The organism is Hylemonella sp. GW821-FHT10B10 (genome assembly GCF_059415585.1).
This window is the reverse complement of sequence record NZ_JBWKNN010000002.1, coordinates 184,830-201,544: the sequence shown is the minus strand read 5'-3', so window position 1 is coordinate 201,544 and position 16,715 is coordinate 184,830. Positions and strand designations below refer to the sequence as shown.

Below are 16,715 nucleotides of genomic sequence, written 5' to 3'. Positions count from 1 at the left end.
CCATGCGTGTCATCGTCACCCGCCCGCAGCGTGAGGCGCAGGACTGGGTGCAGGCGCTGCGGCAAGCGGGCCTTGACGCCCAGGCGCTGCCGCTCATCACCATTGCCCCGGCACCTGATGCGGCGGCAGTCCATCAGGCCTGGCGGCAACTCGATCGCTACCTGGGCGTGATGTTCGTCAGCGCGAATGCGGTGGCCGGTTTTTTTGCCGGCCGTCCGGCCGATGCGCCGCTGCCGTCGCAGGCCTGGGCCACTGGGCCCGGCACGGTCCAGGCGCTGTTGCGCGCCGGCGTGTCCGAGTCCCTGATCACCGCGCCGCCCGCGGACGCGCCGCAATTCGATTCCGAGGCCTTGTGGGCCTTGGTGGCGGGTCGGATCGGGTCCGGGCGGACGGTGCTGATCGTGCGTGGGGCTGACGCGGCAGGAAGCGGCCCGCAGGGTGCCGGGCGCGACTGGTTCGCGCGCCAGGTGCATGCGGCCGGCGGTGTGGTCGATTTTCTCGCCAGTTACCAGCGCCAGCGCCCGCAGCTCGATGCGGCCCAATCGCGGCTGGCACAGGCCGCCGCCGGCGACGGCTCGGTGTGGTTGTTCAGCAGCAGCGAAGCCGTGGCGAACCTGCAGACCAGCCTGCCGCAGCAGGACTGGCGTGCCGCCCGTGCCGTGGCCACGCACGCGCGCATCGCCCAGGCAGCGCGCGCCGCCGGTTTTGCCGTGGTGTGCGAGTCACGCCCGGCTCTGGCCGATGTCCGGGCCTCGATAGAATCAATGCAATGACCACACCCGAGCCCCTGGAGCCCCAAGCCACCGGCAGCACGGAGCCTGCAGGCTCGACGGTGTCTGCGCCACCTGCCGTGGCCGATGCCGCGTCGGCGACCCCACTGTCACGGACCCTGGTGCTGATCCTGGGCGCTGTTGCTTCGCTGGCGCTTGTGCTCAGTGTCTTGCTGTGGGATCGCCTGTCGACCCTGCAGGACCAGTTGGCCCGTCAGACGGCTGATGCCGGGGCCAATGCAGCCGAGGCCCGCACGCTGGTGCGCCAGACCCAAGAGCAGGAACGCGAACTGGCAGCCCGCCAGGCCGTGATGGAAGCGCGTCTCGGTGAAGTGGCGCTGCAGCGCAGCCAGCTAGATGAACTGATGCAGAGCCTGACGCGCTCGCGCGACGAGAACCTGGTGGTGGACATCGAATCGGCCCTGCGCCTGGCGCAGCAGCAGGCCCAGCTGACCGGCAGCGTGGAGCCGCTGCTGGCGGCCTTGCGCACCGCCGAACAGCGCGTGCAGCGGGTGCCCCAGGCCCGGCTGGCACCGGTGCAGCGCGCGCTGGCGCGAGACATGGCACGCATCAAGGCCACCCCCCTGACCGACACCCCGACCCTGCTGGCACGCCTGGACGAACTGGTGCGGCTGGTGGACGAGTTGCCCGTGGCCAACGCGGTGGCGGTGGCCCCTGCACCGGCCGTGCTGGCCGAAGCACCCGCCGCGCCGCGTTCTGTGGCGGGCCTGCAAGCCTGGTGGCAGCGCAGCCTGCAGGCCGTGCTGGACGAGGTCCGCGGACTGGTACGGGTGAGCCGCATCGACCATCCCGAGGCCGTGCTGCTCACACCCGAGCAGTCCTTCTTCGTGCGCGAGAACCTCAAGCTGCTCCTGCTCAACGCCCGCCTGGGCCTGCTGGCGCGTCAGCCCGAGGCGGCCCGGGCTGATCTGCTCAAGGCGGCTGCCGCCCTGGAAAAATATTTCGATACCAATTCGCGCCGTCTGCGTGCCGCCGCCGCGCTTTTGCAGCAGACCCGCGAACAGATGAAATCACTCGAACTGCCCCGGGTGGACGACACGCTCACCGCACTGGCCACGGCCGCTGCCGGGCGCTGAAGGCAGCAGGCGACCCCCATGCGCAATCTGCTCTGGTTCCTGGCCCTCTTCGCCATGGCGGCGGCGGTGGCCCTGTTTGCCGGCAACAACCAGGGCACGGTGACGCTGTTCTGGCCGCCGTACCGCGTCGACCTGTCCCTCAATCTGGTGCTGCTGCTCCTGCTGGCCGCCTTCCTGCTGTTTTACGCTGCCCTGCGCGGCATGTCGCTGCTGCTGGCCCTGCCGGGCGAGGCGCGACGCTGGCGTGCCCGGCACCAGGAACGCGTGCTGCAGCAGGGCCTGCTCGACGCGCTATCGCATCTGACCGCAGGGCGCTACATCCGTGCCCGCAAAGCGGCTGAAAATGTGGTGACCCAGACTGAATCCCTGTCGCGCGCCGAGCAGGCCCTGCCGCACAGCGCACGGCTCATGGCCCTGGCGCATCTGCTGGCCGCCGAGTGCGCCCATGCCTTGCAGGACCGCGCGGGCCGTGACGAACATGTGCGCCAGGCCCTGGGCTTGACCCGGGGCAAGCGCCGCGATGAGCAGGAGGTGCGCGAAGGCGTACAACTGCGCGTGGCACGCTGGGCCTTTGACGACCGCGATGTACAGGTCGCCTTGCAGCGCCTGGACGATCTGCCCCAAGGGGTGGCACGCCGTACCTTGGCGCTGCGCCTGCGCCTGAAGGTCACACGCCTGGCGGGGCAATCCCGCCTGGCCCTGGAGACGGCGCGCCTGCTTGGCAAGCATCGGGCTTTCTCGGAATCGGCCAGCCGCAGCATCGTGCGCGGGCTGGCTACCGAATGGCTGCGCAACTGCCACGATCCGGCCCAGTTGCAGAAGGCCTGGAGCCAGCTGGACGAGGCCGAGCGCCGCATCCCCGAAGTGGCCCTGCAGGCCGGTGAACGCATGCTGGCCCTGGGCGGGGACTTTGCGCTGGTGCAGCAGTGGCTGTTGCCGGCGTGGGAGCAACTGGTGCGCCCGGGCTCTGCGTTGCCGCAGGAATTGCGCCTGCGTCTGGTGCTGGTGCTTGAGCGCGGTTTTCACCAGACCCCGGGCCAGCCCGACGCGGTCTGGCTGGCGCGCATCGAGGCGGCCCAGATGGGCAATCCGCGCGAAGCCCTGTTGCAGTACCTGGCCGGCGTGGCCTGCATGCACCTGAGTCTGTGGGGCAAGGCCCAGCAGCTCCTGCGCCAGTCGCTGACCCAGCTGGCCGATGAGGCCCTGCGCCGTCGGGCCTGGGCGGCGCTGGCCCGCCTGGCCGAACAGCGCGAGGACGGCGCCGCGGCGCTGGAAGCCTGGCGCCAAGCCGCCCGGGGCTGATTTCTTTCTGGGCGGTTCCCGGGAAAGCGGGGGTGACGTTTCGGATTTTCCCGGCTATAGTGGGTCGCACCATGGGGACGCTTACCGAACACCTGATCAAGCTGACCGATCACCGCGATCGTGATCTGCTGGAATTGACACTGGCCAAGGCTTTGATCGATCTGGCGCCGATCCAGCGCGTGGTGATCTCCCGCGTCAGCGCCGAAGACAACGAGAAACGCTGGCTGGACCTCGTATCGCTGGATGCGCGCGGTGGTGGCAAAGTGGTGGATCCGCTGCGTATCGATTTCCACAGCCTGCCCAAGCTGGAAGAGTCCTATGACAGGCTGCGCAGCCTCAACGGGCGCCAGGTCATCGAAGTCGCCTGGGCCGGACCCGAGGGTCCGCGCATCTACTACCTGCCGCTGTTTGCCGATTCACGCGCTGACGCGGAGCAGGGCGTGATCGAGGTCCACACTGCCGGTGTGCTGGAACCCGCAGACCGGCAGACCATCGAGCAGTTGCACCACATCTACCGCAATATGTACACGCTGCTGGCCTACAGCGACCGTGATGCGCTGACCGGCCTGCTCAACCGCAAGTCCCTGGACGATACCTTCTACAGCGCCGTGCTCGAGGAGATGGACGGCATCCTGGAAGACGCCCTGAGCGAACCTTCCCCCGGCAAGGAGCGCCGCCACCGCGTGCCGCCCAACTACTGGCTGGGCACCATCGCGATCGACAACTTCCATCTGCTCAACGACAAGCACGGCCACCTGATCATGGAGGAGGTCACGTTGCTGGTGGCCCGCATCATGAACAGCACCTTCCGCACGCATGACCGGCTTTACCGCTTCGGTGGTGAGCAGTTTGCGGTGCTGTTTCACTGCCCTGAAGAGGCCCTGGCCCTGGGCGCCTTCGAGCGCATGCGCGCCAATGTCGAGAAGTTCAGCTTTCCCCAGGTTGGCCGCGTGACCGTCAGTTCGGGCTTCACCCGCGTGCTGGCCGACGATTCGCCGAGCACCGCACTGGAGCGTACCGAGCAGGCCATCGACTTTGCGCAGAAGAACGGGCGCAACAAGGTCTGCAGTCATCTGGATCTGGTGCGGCGTGGTTTGTTTGGGGAGGTGGCGCGGACGGGATCGGTGGACGTGTTCTGAACCGTCTGGCCGCTGCTTCACGCTGAGCCCGCTTGATGCGGGCTTTTGCTTTTCTCGGGGTTTGAAATGAAAAAGGCACCCGAAGGTGCCTTTTTCGTCAGAGTCTCGTGACTCAGCCCTGAGCAGAACCCTGCTCAAAAGGCAGCTTCATGTCCCGCAGATCCTTGCGCGTTTCGACCAGGATCAACGGACCCTCGTCGATCACCACCGGGGCCGGACGCTCGCGCGGCACGTGCACCGGCTTGGGTTCGGCGGCAATGGCGGCCTGCACGACGGCGATCTTGTCGGCGTCGGAGTTGACCCACTGCAGGCCGGCGGTGCTGGCGATCTGGTTCAGGTCGGACAGAGGCAGGGTATAGCCTTGTACGCGTGGCAGTGCGCGCGCGGCCGGGGCGGCGGCAGGCGCCGCTGGAGCCGCGGTCCTGGCCTGAGCCGGTGCGCTGCGAATTTCGGCCACCGGTGCCGGTGTGCTCTCGCTGGGTGCGGTTGCCTCAGGGGCTGCGGTCTCCTGGGCCGGACGTTCCTGGCGCTCGCCACGTTCACCGCGCTGGCGGTCACGGCCATAACGGTCACGCGAGCGGCGCTCGCGCTGGCCATTGCTCTCGCCTTCAGGGCGAGCTTCATTCATGGGCTGGGTGTCGGCACCGTTCAGGGTTTCGACGGGCAGTTGCTGTTCGGCGTTGCCATCCTGTGGGCGGATGTCTTCGGCGGGACGGCGTTCGCCCTCGGGGCGCGGGGCGCGCTCGTTGCGCTCACCACGTTCCTGGCGTTCGCCGCGCTCGCCGTTGCGACCGCGTTGTTCGCCATTGCGAGGGGGGCGCTCTTGACGCGGCTGCTGTTCGCCACCGGCTTCTGCCGTCTGCGGCGTGCGTTGTTCGCCTTCGCCGCGCTGGCCCTGGCGGTCGCCACGGTTGCCACGGTCCTGGCGATCGCCACGTTGTTGGTCACCGCGCTCGCCGCGACCACGTTGCTCGCCGTTGCGCGGGGGGCGCTCTTGGCGCGGCTGCTGTTCGCCACCGACTTCTGCCGTCTGCGGCGTACGTTGTTCGCCTTCGCCGCGCTGGCCCTGGCGGTCGCCACGGTTGCCGCCGCGCTGATCGTTGCGGTCACCGCGTTCCTGACGTTCGCCACGGTCACTGCGTTCACCGCGACCGCCGCGGCCGCCACGGCCTCGGCCTTCACCACGACCTTCGCTGCGGTTGCCGTCGCGGCCACCACGGCCCTCGCGTTTTTCTTCCTTCTTCTCGGGGGTCTTGACCGGCTCGGCAGCCGGCTTGCCGCCACCGAACAGGCCCTTGAGCCAGCCGACGAAGCCTGCGCTGGCCGGTTGCTCGGCCTTGCGCGCCACGGGCTTGGCTGCGGGCTGCGGCTCGGCCACCGGCTTCGGTGCCACGATCGGGGCCGGCGCATCGGGCAACACGCCCTTGATGACCGGGGTCTGCTTGTTGGTCGGCTCTTGCGAACGACGCGTGACGGCGGTGGGATCCTCGATCTCTTCGACCATCTGGTAGCTGGCTTCGATGTGGTCCAGGCGCGGGTCGTCGTGCTTGAGACGTTCGAGCTTGTAGTTCGGCGTTTCCAGCGACTTGTTGGGCACCATCAGCACGTTCAGGCGCTGCTTGAGCTCGATCTTGGTGATCTCGTTGCGCTTCTCGTTGAGCAGGAAGGAAGCCACGTCCACCGGCACCTGGACGTGCACGGCGGCGGTGTTGTCCTTCTGGGCCTCTTCCTGGATGATGCGCAGGATCTGCAGGGCCGAGCTCTCGGTGTCGCGGATGTGGCCGGAGCCGCCGCAACGCGGGCAGGGGATGGAAGCGCCTTCGGAGAGGGCCGGGCGCAGGCGCTGGCGGCTCATTTCCATCAGACCGAATTTGCTGATGGTCCCGAACTGCACGCGGGCGCGGTCCTGGCGCAGCGCATCGCGCAGGCGGTTTTCCACTTCGCGGCGGTTCTTCGACTCTTCCATGTCGATGAAGTCGATCACGATCAGGCCGCCCAGGTCGCGCAGGCGCATCTGGCGTGCCACTTCGTCGGCGGCTTCCAGGTTGGTGCGGGTCGCGGTTTCCTCGATGTCGCTGCCCTTGATGGCGCGTGCAGAGTTCACGTCCACCGAGACCAGGGCCTCGGTGTGGTCGATCACGATGGCGCCGCCCGAGGGCAGGGTCACGGTGCGGGCGTAGGCCGATTCGATCTGGTGCTCGATCTGGAAGCGGCTGAACAGCGGGGCATTGTCGCGGTAGCGCTTCACGCGGGCGGCATGCTCGGGCATGACGTGCGCCATGAACTGCTGGGCCTGGTCGTACACGTCGTCGGTGTCGATCAGGATGTCACCGATGTCGTTGTTGAAGTAGTCACGGATGGCGCGGATCACCAGGCTGGATTCCTGGTAGATCAGGTAGGCGCCCTTGCCGCCCTTGGCAGCGCCGTCGATGGCGGTCCACAGCTTGAGCAGGTAGTTCAGATCCCATTGCAGCTCGGGTGCGGCGCGGCCGATGCCGGCTGTGCGCGCGATGATGGACATGCCGTTGGGGTACTCAAGCTGGTCGAGTGCTTCCTTCAGATCGGCGCGGTCGTCACCCTCGATGCGACGGCTGACGCCACCACCACGCGGGTTGTTGGGCATGAGCACGACATAACGGCCGGCCAGCGAGACGAAGGTGGTCAGGGCCGCGCCCTTGTTGCCGCGTTCTTCCTTTTCCACCTGGACCAGCAGCTCCTGGCCTTCCTTGATGGCGTCCTGGATGCGGGCCTGGCTGACCGAGACACCCTGCTGGAAGTACTGGCGGGAGATTTCCTTGAAGGGCAGGAAACCATGGCGGTCTTCACCGTAGTCGACGAAGCAGGCTTCCAGCGAGGGTTCGACGCGGGTGACAACCGCCTTGTAGATGTTGCCCTTGCGCTGTTCGCGCCCTTCGACCTCGATTTCGTAGTCGAGGAGCTTTTGCCCGTCGACGATGGCCAAGCGGCGTTCTTCAGCCTGCGTGGCGTTGATCAGCATCCGTTTCATGGGATGTTTTCCTTTACATCAGTACACATGCCCTGTGCGGGCGCACGATGCCGGAACTGACGCTTCGAAACGGATGGAATTGCCGGAGAACCGCAGGCTCAGCTGGTGAGCCGCGGCATAGGCGCGTGGATGGGGGCGAGGGGAGGTGAGTGTGGGGCCACCACCAACTTGGTGGCCCAGGCTGCCCGCACTGCGGGCGCTGACGGCTGAACCGTGCCAAGGAACAGCGCGCGTACGCGCTGCAGGCACATGAGTATCAGGCTCATCAACACAAACATTTCGCTTTGATCCGGCTGCCAGCTTATGGCTGACAGCACTGGGTATTCCGTTCAGTGTTTCAATGCGTCGGTTGCGCCTTCCGCCTGGCAGGCCACGGCAAGCAGCTGGCTTGCGGTTTGCGTGCAAAACGGTCGGTGACATCGACCTTCCAGCGGGGCCGGTGGTGTCATGTGGACTAAACTCCAGACAAATCAACCACTTACAGCGCGTCGCTAGTGAAACACATTATAGAGGGCAAATCGGCCCCCGTGAGCCCCGAAGTGAAACAGGTGGAAGTCGATGAGGAATCGGCTGGCCAGCGCCTGGACAACTTCCTGCTGCGCCAACTCAAAGGTGTGCCCAAGACCCATGTCTACCGCATCATCCGCAGTGGCGAAGTGAGGGTTAACAAAGGTCGCGCCTCAGCGGATACAAGGGTGGAGACGGGTGATGTGGTGCGAGTGCCGCCGGTGCGCCTGTCCGAGCGGGCAACGGAAAAGGCTGAAGCCATGGCTGGCCTGGTGGCCAAAGGGGCGCCAGCGCGGGAGTTTCCGGTGCTGTTTGAGGACGAGGCTGTGCTGGCCATCGACAAGCCGGCCGGGGTGGCCGTGCATGGCGGCTCGGGCGTGAACTTCGGCGTCATCGAGCAGTTGCGCATGGCACGGCCGCAGGCCAGGTTCCTGGAGCTGGTGCACCGGTTGGACCGCGAGACCAGTGGCATCCTGCTGCTGGCCAAGAAGCGCAGCGCCCTCAAACACCTGCAGGACCAGTTCCGTGAGCGCGAAACCGGCAAGACCTACCTGGCCCTGGTGGCGGGCCAGTGGCCGCTGAACAAGAAGGTGCTGGACAAGCCTTTGCACAAGTACCTGCTGGACGATGGCGAGCGCCGTGTGAAGGTGGTGGCGCGTGACGACCCGGAAGGCATGAAGTCTGTGACCCTGGTCAAGGTGAGGTCCCGTTCGGACGGCCCGGTGGCACCCTCCACGGCCGGTTACAGCCTGCTGGAGGTGACCATCAAGACCGGCCGCACCCACCAGATCCGCGTGCACCTGGCCTCCGAAGGCCTGCCCATCGTCGGTGATGACAAATACGGCGATTTCGAACTCAACAAGGCGTTGCAGAAACCCGCTGCCGCACAGGGGCGTGTGCCCCTGCGCCGCATGTTCCTCCACGCCTGGCGTTTACAGTTCGACCATCCGGTCAGCGGTGAACGCATCGAGCTGCTGGCCCCGCTGCCGCCGGAACTGGAGCAGTTCCAGGCCCAGGCCTTCTCTGAACCGACCTGACGATTGCATGAGTTTTCGCCCTAGACAGTACGACCTGATCGCCTTCGATTGGGACGGCACACTGTTCGATTCGACCGCCATCATCACGCGTTGCATCCAGGACGCGGTACGCGACGTGGGCGGCGCCGTGCCCAGCGACAAGGATGCTGCTTATGTCATCGGCATGGGCCTGATGCAGGCCCTGGCCCACGCGGCGCCTGACGTGCCGGCGGACAAATACCCCCTGCTGGGCGAGCGCTACCGTTTTCATTACCTGGCGCGCCAGAACGACCTGAGCCTGTTCAGTGGTGTGCTGGAGCTTTTGGCCGACCTGAAACAACGTCACCACTGGCTGGCGGTGGCCACAGGCAAGAGCCGGCGCGGCCTGGACGAGGTGCTGCAGACGGTGCAGCTCAAGGGGGTGTTCGACGGCTCGCGCACGGCCGACGAGACCGCGGGCAAGCCTCACCCGCGCATGCTGCAGGAGCTGATGCGTGAATTCGGCGTGGAGGCCGATCGCACACTGATGATCGGTGACACCACGCACGACCTGCAGATGGCGCTCAACGCTGACTGCGCCAGCGTGGGCGTGAGCTATGGCGCCCACGAGCCAGAAGCCTTCTATGCCCTGCAGCCCCTGCATGTGGCGCACTCGGTGCGCGAGCTGCATGATTGGCTGCTGGCCCACGCATGATCCCCATGGCGGATGAAGCGCTGATCCCCCTGTGCAATACGGCCGATCTGGCCGACGGCGGGCTGGCCGTGCCCTTCGACGTGGTCTACGGGGGCCAGACCTGCCGCGCCTTTGCCATCCGCTACCAGGGCCAGGCCCAGGCCTACCTGAACCGCTGTACCCATGTGGCCATGGAGCTGGACTACCAGCCCAACCATTTTTTCGACATGACGGGCCACTGGCTGATCTGCTCCACGCACGGGGCCCTGTATTCGCCCGAATCCGGTGCCTGCCGCGGCGGACCCTGCCGCGGGGGGCTGGTCAAGATAGCCCTGACCGAGCAGGATGGTGTCGTGCACTGGCATACTGCCTACAACCTGAAACCTCTAGAGTTCTGACATGAGTGACTACTTCGGCACCGAAACCGGCGGCCACAAGCAAGAAGCGTCCGGCACACCCGCGGCAGCCGCGGTGCCGGGCTGGGAGCGTGCTGTGCTGGAGAAACTGGCTTTTGCCGCGCTGGAAGAACAGCGCGCCGCGCGCCGCTGGAAAATCATCAGCCGCCTGATCACGCTGTCCGTCCTGCTTGTGCTGGTCTGGTTGGCCTTTGGCCTGGGTCAGGGCAGCAGTGCCCCCAGCACGCGGCATACAGCCCTGGTGGAAATCCAGGGAGAGATCGCTTCGGACAGCGAGGCCAGCGCCGACCTAGTGGTGGCCGCCATTCGCAATGCCTTCGAGGACCATGGGGCCCAAGCCGTGGTGTTGCTGATCAACTCGCCCGGGGGCAGCCCCGTGCAGGCCGGCATCATCAATGACGAGATCCGTCGTCTCAAGGCCAAGCACAAGAAGCCGGTCTATGCCGTGGTGGAAGAGTCCTGTGCTTCGGCGGCCTATTACATCGCTGTCTCGGCCGACAAGATCTACGTCGACAAGGCCAGCATTGTGGGCAGCATCGGCGTGCTCATGGACGGTTTCGGCTTCACGGGCCTCATGGAGAAGCTGGGTGTGGAGCGCCGTCTCATGACGGCCGGCGAAAACAAGGGTTTTCTCGATCCCTTCAGCCCGCAGACCGACAAGCAGCGCGCTTTTGCCCAGGCCATGCTGGACCAGATTCACAAGCAGTTCATCGGTGTCGTCAAGGAAGGTCGCGGCAAGCGCCTGAAAGAAACCCCTGACATGTTCAGCGGCCTGTTTTGGACCGGCCAGCAGGCCGTGGACCTGGGGCTGGCCGACCAGCTCGGCAACCTGGACTACGTGGCGCGCGAAGTGGTCCAGGCCGAGGACATCGTCGATTACACGCGCCATCCGAACGTGGCTGAACGCCTGATCAAGCGTTTCGGTTCGGCCATCGGCGAGGGCTCTGTCAAGGCCGTGCGGGCGCAACCGACTTGGCGTTGAGCGCGGCGTTCTCCCGCATCAAGACGGATTGTCGGGCTGTTTCACAGCCTCCTGGGGAGATGCGGGGGCGAGTTGTTTGTAGCCGTAAATCCTTTCCGGTGGCATGCGGGCGACCAGCGTCTTGTCGGCCACGCTGCCGACGATGGCGTACTGCGCTTGAGATGTGTCGCGCTGAAAGGTGTGCACCGTTGGATGGCCCTTGTCATCGGTGATGGCCGCAACGATGGGGGACTTCACGCTGTCCGTGCGCCGCATCACGATACCGATCTCTCCGTTGTTCAGCTTCACGACCTCACCTGGCGGGTAAAGTCCGAACTCCTTGATCACGGCCGATGAGAGCGGGCCGCCATGGTCTTCGCGGAACAGTTGCCGGGCGGCCTCCTGGATCGGCAGTGCAGCCCGCAGTTTGCGGGGGCTGATCTTGGAGGTGAAAACGTCTGCCACGCGCAAGGCGACGGCCAGATCGGTGACGTCGGTCCGGCCATGCGGATAACCGGTGCCGTCTGCATGCTCGTGATGCTGGGCAATAGCGGTCAACCAGTCGCCATCGGTGACGCCGGCCTCGGTCAGCCATTGGACCGCCAGTTCCGGATGGGCATGAATCTGCGTTCTCTGGCTCTCGCGCATGGGCTCATCCTGCTCGGCCATGGAACCCTGCAGTTGCAGGATGGGCATGTTCATGGTGAGGGCGGCGTGCACCAGGCTCAGGATCCTGGTTTGCGGCCATTCCAGCCGGCGCGCCATCAGCAGGCAGAGGACGGACGCATGGATGGCGTGGTTGTAGCCGTAGTAATACAGGTGCGCCGATTCCTGCCGGACCATGTGGTACAGGGCCATGTCCACGTCCTTGTCCACCAGGGCGATCAGCCGGGTGGCAAAGTCGGTGATCTGACCCGCCGAGGGGGGCGCTTCCGGCAGCTTGCCCATGAGCTGGTGCATCTCTTCGGCGCTCTGGTCCCAGAGGCTGAACAGATTCTCCGGACGTTTCAGAGAGGAAAGGTTGGCCCGCTCTTTTTCGGCCATCTCCTCCAGGTGAGCGACCGCACGGGCTTCCTCGATATCGACAAACGCACCGCGGGTCAGCAGGGCATCGAGCTGTTCTTCGCTCTCGATGATGTGGCCTCGTGACAGCAGGAGTCGGGTGCTCTCGTCACGGACATTCCATGGCAAAGGCTCCCCGAGCCTGACCTTTGAGCGGGGCAGTCGAAGCAGCTTCATGCGAGGTCATTATGGGGACGAAATGCTCAGGCAACAAGCGGAGTTGCCCTGCGTTGTGCTCAGCGCCCGATGGCGTAGACCGCAGGCGTGTCATTGTCCGGCACCAGCGGCTGCTGCTTCCAGTGTTTGATGGTGTTGCTGCGCAGCTGCGCGGTGGCCAGTGTCAAGCCGCTGGCCACCGCCAGACGGGTGTTGTGCTGCAGGGTCTTGATCAAGGCTTCCTGCAGGGCGGCGTTGCGGTAGGGTGTCTCGATGAAGAGCTGGGTCTGGCCGTTCTTGAGTGCCAGGGATTCCAGCTCGCGGATGCGTGCGGTGCGGTCGGCCGCGTCCTGCGGCAGGTAGCCGACGAAGGCGAAGTTCTGGCCTGACAGCCCGCTGGCGGCCAGCGCCAGCAGCAGCGAGACCGGGCCCACCAGCGGCACCACGGTGATGCCGAGTTCATGTGCGGCCCGTACCACCGAGGAACCCGGATCTGCCACGGCCGGCATGCCGGCTTCACTCAACAGCCCCAGATCGCGGCCGGCCAGCGCCGGGGCCAGCAGGGGTTTGGCGTCGAAACCCGTGCCGCCATGGTCGCCTTTCTTGTGGACTTCACGTGGCAGTTCCTGGAGGTCCATTGCCTGGATCGGGGCTGCCAGAGGATGCAGTTCACCCACGCGCTTGAGATAGGCACGGGCGCTCTTGGCGTTCTCGCAGATCCAGTGCTGCAGCTGCGCGGCTATGGCCAGGGTGCCAGCAGGCAGCACCTCGGTCAGCGGCGTCTGCGTGCTGCAACCGAAGTCCAGCGGCGCTGGCACCAGGTAGAGCTTGCCGAGTTGGTTGACCCCCGCGCTCTCCACTGCGTGGGCTGTGCTGCCCCCTGACGGCGGCAACGCGCCTTGGGACGGTCCGGCGGCGCTTATGTTGCTCATGCAGCACCCAGCAGGGACAGGCCCGCCGCGCGCAGCAGGCGGGTTGTGCGGATCAGCGGTAGGCCGACCAGCGCAGTCGGGTCATCGCTCTCTATGGTGTCCAGCAGGGCGATGCCCAGGCCTTCGCTTTTGGCGCTGCCGGCACAGTCATAGGGGGTTTCGGCACGCAGGTAGTTTTCGATCTCTGCATCCGTCAGCTCGCGAAAGCGCACGCCTACCGGCGCCAGTTCGACCTGTTCGAAGCCTGTCTCGACGCAGACCACGGCTACGGCGGTCTGGAAGATCACCGTGCGGCCTCGCATGCGGCGCAATTGCGCCACAGCGCGCTCGTGCGTGCCAGGTTTGCCCAAGGGTTCACCACCCAGGTCGGCGACCTGGTCCGAGCCGATCACCACGGCTGATGGTCGGCGTGCGGCCACGGCCCGCGCCTTGGCCAGGGCCAGTCGGAGGGCCAGATCGCGCGGGTTTTCGCCAGGCAAGGGGGTTTCGTCGACTTCGGGCGAGACCACTTCGAAAGGCAGGCGCAGGCGCTGCAACAGTTCGCGCCGGTAGGCTGAGGTGGAACCGAGTATCAGTGGGCGGGTGGAGGGGGCGCTCATGTGCCGATTCTCTTACACTGCCGGCATGACCCAAGAGTTTCATGTGCACCGTCTGGACATCAAGGCCTTTGCCCAGGCCGGTGCTGTCCTGTCCGGCCAGGATTTGCTATCAAAATATGAGCGACTGCTCGCAGAAGCGGGGGGCGCTGGCGCCGAGCGCCCGGTGCGCTGGGATGCCCGGGGCGAGCAGCGCATCGACGCCAGCGGTTTTGCCCAGATATGGCTGCACCTGAGCGCCCAGGTCACGCTGCCGCTGACCTGCCAGCGCTGCCTGGGGCCGGCTGACATAGAGCTGGAGGTGGTGCGCGACTTCCGCTTCGTGGCCAGTGAAGAGCAGGCCGAGGCCGAGGACGAGGAGGCCGAAGAGGATGTGCTGGCCTTGACCCGCGAGTTCAATCTGCAGGAGCTGATCGAGGACGAGCTGCTGATGGAGCTGCCCGTGGTTCCGCGCCATGAGGCCTGCCCGACCGAGGTCAAGCTGGTCGCCCAGGATGATGGGTTCGAGGCGGCCAGTGCGGCCAAGCCCAACCCTTTTGCCGCTCTGGCGGGCCTGAAAGGCGCCAAGAAGGGCTGAGGCCCGGGGCATTTTGTAAAACTGGCGTCAAATCAACAAGTTAGGCTATAATTCACGGTTTCGCGCAGTCCCAACCTGTGCCGATTCCGTCCAACCCTTGAACAACCCGTGCCGAGCGTTCTGCGCGCGGCCTGATTACCAGGAGCCAACCATGGCAGTCCAGCAAAACAAGAAGTCGCCCTCCAAGCGCGGCATGCACCGTTCGCACAACGCCCTGAACGTGCCCGGCATCGCTGTCGAGCCGACCACGGGTGAAACCCACCTGCGTCACCACATCAGCCCCAACGGCTTCTACCGTGGCCGCAAGGTGCTGAAGACCAAATCCGAAGCCTGACCATCTCAGGTTCCAGAGGGCCCGACGCTACACAGCATGTAGCTCGGGCCTTTGTCTTGATGCCGATCCTCTTTTCGGTTCCTGTTGCGCCTGATCGCGCTGCCTGCCCATGATCACCATCGCTGTGGACTGCATGGGGGGCGATCACGGCCCCCGCGTTACGCTGGCCGCGTGCCGCCATTTTCTTGAGCGCCATACAGAGGCAGAGCTCCTGCTGGTCGGCCTGCCTGACCAGTTGGCCGGCTTTGCGCATGCGCGTGCCCGGCTTGTCCCGGCTACCGAGGTGGTGGGCATGGACGACCCGATCGAAGTGGCCCTGCGCCGCAAGAAGGACTCGTCGATGCGTGTGGCCATTGAGCAGGTCAAGGCCGGCGTCGCCCAAGCGGCCGTCTCGGCCGGTAATACCGGCGCCCTGATGGCCATCGCCCGCTATGTACTCAAGACTCTGGAGGGTATCGATCGCCCGGCCATTGCTACTCAGCTTCCCAATGCCGCAGGCGGGGCGACCACGGTGCTGGACCTGGGGGCCAATGTGGATTGCACCGCCGAGCATCTGCTGCAGTTTGCCGTCATGGGTTCGGCCTTGGTGTCGGCGCTGCGTGACATACCCAATCCCACGGTGGGCCTGCTGAACATTGGTGAAGAAGTCATCAAAGGCAATGAAGTCATTAAAAAGACGGGCGAATTGCTTCGATCTGCCGCCAATTCCGGTGATTTGAATTTTTATGGCAATGTCGAAGGTAACGACATTTTCAAGGGCACTGCCGATATCGTGGTCTGTGACGGTTTCGTGGGGAATGTGGCCTTGAAATCGGTGGAGGGTATGGCCACGATGATAGGCGGGTTCCTTAAGCAGGAGTTTTCTCGCAATATTTTCACAAAATTGGCGGCTATTTGTGCTTATCCTGCTCTTTCTGCTCTTAAAAAGCGGATGGACTACCGCCGTTACAACGGTGCGGCCTTGCTGGGCCTGCGTGGCCTGGTCTTCAAGAGCCATGGCTCGGCCGACGAGCTTGCTTTTGAGCACGCTTTGAACCGCGCGTATGATGCAGCCCGGAACCAGCTGCTTGAACGAGTCCAAGCCCGCATCGCGCACGCCGCTCCCCTGCTGGCTGGCGTGGCCGACGCGCAGTAACCGAAGCGGGCCGACAGGCCGGCTCCGGAACCCAAACAGAACAATCCATGAGACGTTATTCCCGCATCACCGGTACTGGCAGTTTTCTGCCGCCCAAGCGCCTGAGCAATGCCGATCTGGTGGCCCAACTGGCTGCCGATGGCATTGAAAGCTCGGACGAATGGATCGTCGAACGCACCGGTATCCGTGCCCGTCACTTCGCCGAGACTGGTGTGACCAGCAGCGACCTGGGGTTCGAGGCTGCGCGCCGTGCGCTGGACGCGGCCGGTGTGGCCGCCAAGGACATCGATCTGATCATCGTGGCGACGTCGACGCCGGACATGGTATTCCCTTCGGTTGCCTGCATTCTCCAGAACAAGCTTGGTGCCAATGGCTGCCCGGCCTTTGATGTGCAGGCGGTTTGCAGCGGTTTTGTGTATGCCTTGACCGTGGCCGATGCCATGATCCAGACCGGTTCGGCCAGCAAGGCGCTGGTGGTGGGGGCAGAGGTGTTCTCGCGCATCATCGACTTCAAGGACCGCACCACCTGTGTGCTGTTTGGCGATGGCGCCGGCGCCGTGGTGCTGGAGGCCTCGGATGAACCGGGTATCCTGGCCAGCGATCTGCACGCCGACGGCAAGCACGTGGGCATCCTCTGCACGCCGGGCCATGTGTCTGGCGGGCAGGTGTTGGGCGATCCGTTCCTCAAGATGGACGGCCAGGCTGTCTTCAAGCTCGCCGTGGGCGTGTTGGAAGACGCCGCACGCGCCGTGCTGGCCAAGGCTGGCAAGCAGGAAAGCGACATCGACTGGCTGATCCCGCACCAAGCCAATATCCGCATCATGCAAAGCACGGCCAAGAAGCTCAAGCTGCCCATGGACAAGGTGATCGTCACCGTGGACCAGCACGGCAACACTTCGGCCGCCTCGATTCCGCTGGCCCTGGACGCCGGTGTGCGCAGTGGTCGTGTCAAACCAGGGGAACTGGTCATGCTCGAAGGCGTGGGCGGTGGGTTCACCTGGGGCGCCGTCCTGCTGAAAATGTAGACAGGAGCTG

At 65.3% G+C, this 16,715-nt stretch carries 16 protein-coding genes; 12 read left to right on the top strand and 4 right to left on the bottom strand.

Annotation, left to right across the window (positions count from 1 at the left end):
* Positions 1 to 2: 2 nt before the first annotated feature.
* The 4 genes from AC07NT_RS11150 (at position 3) to AC07NT_RS11135 (ending at position 4,308) form a co-directional block, all read left to right on the top strand.
* On the top strand, positions 3 to 773 hold the full coding sequence (locus AC07NT_RS11150; RefSeq protein WP_498598958.1) for a uroporphyrinogen-III synthase: 771 nt from the start codon (positions 3 to 5) through the stop codon (positions 771 to 773).
* A complete protein-coding gene (locus AC07NT_RS11145; protein ID WP_498598959.1) occupies positions 770 to 1,867 on the top strand; it encodes a uroporphyrinogen-III C-methyltransferase in 1,098 nt (365 codons plus the stop codon). Before AC07NT_RS11150 ends, AC07NT_RS11145 begins: the two co-directional genes overlap by 4 nt.
* Before the next feature lie 18 nt (positions 1,868 to 1,885).
* Positions 1,886 to 3,169 carry a heme biosynthesis HemY N-terminal domain-containing protein gene (locus tag AC07NT_RS11140; RefSeq protein WP_498598960.1) on the top strand — a complete coding sequence of 428 codons (1,284 nt, stop codon included), beginning with the start codon at positions 1,886 to 1,888 and terminating at the stop codon, positions 3,167 to 3,169.
* A 71-nt stretch (positions 3,170 to 3,240) separates the two neighbouring features.
* On the top strand, positions 3,241 to 4,308 hold the full coding sequence (locus AC07NT_RS11135) for a GGDEF domain-containing protein (RefSeq protein WP_498598961.1): 1,068 nt from the start codon (positions 3,241 to 3,243) through the stop codon (positions 4,306 to 4,308).
* Between the two features lie 112 nt (positions 4,309 to 4,420).
* Here the strand turns inward: AC07NT_RS11135 and AC07NT_RS11130 are convergent, their stop codons facing one another.
* Positions 4,421 to 7,315 carry an Rne/Rng family ribonuclease gene (locus AC07NT_RS11130; RefSeq protein ID WP_498598962.1) on the bottom strand — a complete coding sequence of 965 codons (2,895 nt, stop codon included), beginning with the start codon at positions 7,313 to 7,315 and terminating at the stop codon, positions 4,421 to 4,423.
* Positions 7,316 to 7,809: 494 nt separating this feature from the next.
* Between AC07NT_RS11130 and AC07NT_RS11125 the strand changes: the two genes are divergently transcribed.
* The 4 genes from AC07NT_RS11125 to AC07NT_RS11110 are packed head-to-tail and all read left to right on the top strand — an operon-like array spanning position 7,810 to position 10,909.
* Positions 7,810 to 8,859 carry an RluA family pseudouridine synthase gene (locus tag AC07NT_RS11125; RefSeq protein WP_498598963.1) on the top strand — a complete coding sequence of 350 codons (1,050 nt, stop codon included), beginning with the start codon at positions 7,810 to 7,812 and terminating at the stop codon, positions 8,857 to 8,859.
* A gap of 7 nt (positions 8,860 to 8,866) precedes the next feature.
* A complete protein-coding gene (locus AC07NT_RS11120; RefSeq protein WP_498598964.1) occupies positions 8,867 to 9,532 on the top strand; it encodes an HAD family hydrolase in 666 nt (221 codons plus the stop codon).
* Positions 9,533 to 9,537: 5 nt separating this feature from the next.
* A complete protein-coding gene (locus AC07NT_RS11115) occupies positions 9,538 to 9,909 on the top strand; it encodes a Rieske (2Fe-2S) protein (protein WP_498598965.1) in 372 nt (123 codons plus the stop codon).
* A 1-nt stretch (position 9,910) separates the two neighbouring features.
* Positions 9,911 to 10,909: a S49 family peptidase gene (locus AC07NT_RS11110; RefSeq protein ID WP_498598966.1), complete on the top strand. Its 999-nt coding sequence runs from the start codon at positions 9,911 to 9,913 to the stop codon at positions 10,907 to 10,909.
* A gap of 18 nt (positions 10,910 to 10,927) precedes the next feature.
* On the opposite strand, the gene AC07NT_RS11105 is transcribed toward AC07NT_RS11110, so the two are convergent.
* From AC07NT_RS11105 to AC07NT_RS11095, 3 genes are all read right to left on the bottom strand, one after another.
* Complete coding sequence (locus AC07NT_RS11105) at positions 10,928 to 12,079, bottom strand: HD-GYP domain-containing protein (protein WP_498598967.1); 1,152 nt, start codon at positions 12,077 to 12,079, stop codon at positions 10,928 to 10,930.
* Between the two features lie 107 nt (positions 12,080 to 12,186).
* Positions 12,187 to 13,038, bottom strand: coding sequence for an SAM-dependent methyltransferase (locus AC07NT_RS11100; protein ID WP_498598968.1), 852 nt, complete (start codon positions 13,036 to 13,038; stop codon positions 12,187 to 12,189).
* Complete coding sequence (locus AC07NT_RS11095; RefSeq protein ID WP_498598969.1) at positions 13,035 to 13,637, bottom strand: Maf family nucleotide pyrophosphatase; 603 nt, start codon at positions 13,635 to 13,637, stop codon at positions 13,035 to 13,037. The genes AC07NT_RS11100 and AC07NT_RS11095 overlap by 4 nt, the downstream gene beginning before the upstream one ends.
* A gap of 25 nt (positions 13,638 to 13,662) precedes the next feature.
* Between AC07NT_RS11095 and AC07NT_RS11090 the strand changes: the two genes are divergently transcribed.
* The 4 genes from AC07NT_RS11090 (at position 13,663) to AC07NT_RS11075 (ending at position 16,705) form a co-directional block, all read left to right on the top strand.
* Positions 13,663 to 14,211 (top strand): YceD family protein, encoded by a 549-nt coding sequence (locus tag AC07NT_RS11090; protein ID WP_498598970.1) that lies wholly within the window; start codon positions 13,663 to 13,665, stop codon positions 14,209 to 14,211.
* 151 nt (positions 14,212 to 14,362) lie between these two features.
* Entirely contained in the window at positions 14,363 to 14,545 is a 183-nt protein-coding gene (gene rpmF / locus AC07NT_RS11085; RefSeq protein ID WP_057676887.1) for a 50S ribosomal protein L32, read from the top strand.
* 109 nt (positions 14,546 to 14,654) lie between these two features.
* Entirely contained in the window at positions 14,655 to 15,680 is a 1,026-nt protein-coding gene (gene plsX / locus AC07NT_RS11080; protein WP_498598971.1) for a phosphate acyltransferase PlsX, read from the top strand.
* A 47-nt stretch (positions 15,681 to 15,727) separates the two neighbouring features.
* Positions 15,728 to 16,705 (top strand): beta-ketoacyl-ACP synthase III, encoded by a 978-nt coding sequence (locus AC07NT_RS11075; RefSeq protein WP_498598972.1) that lies wholly within the window; start codon positions 15,728 to 15,730, stop codon positions 16,703 to 16,705.
* Positions 16,706 to 16,715 lie beyond the last annotated feature (10 nt).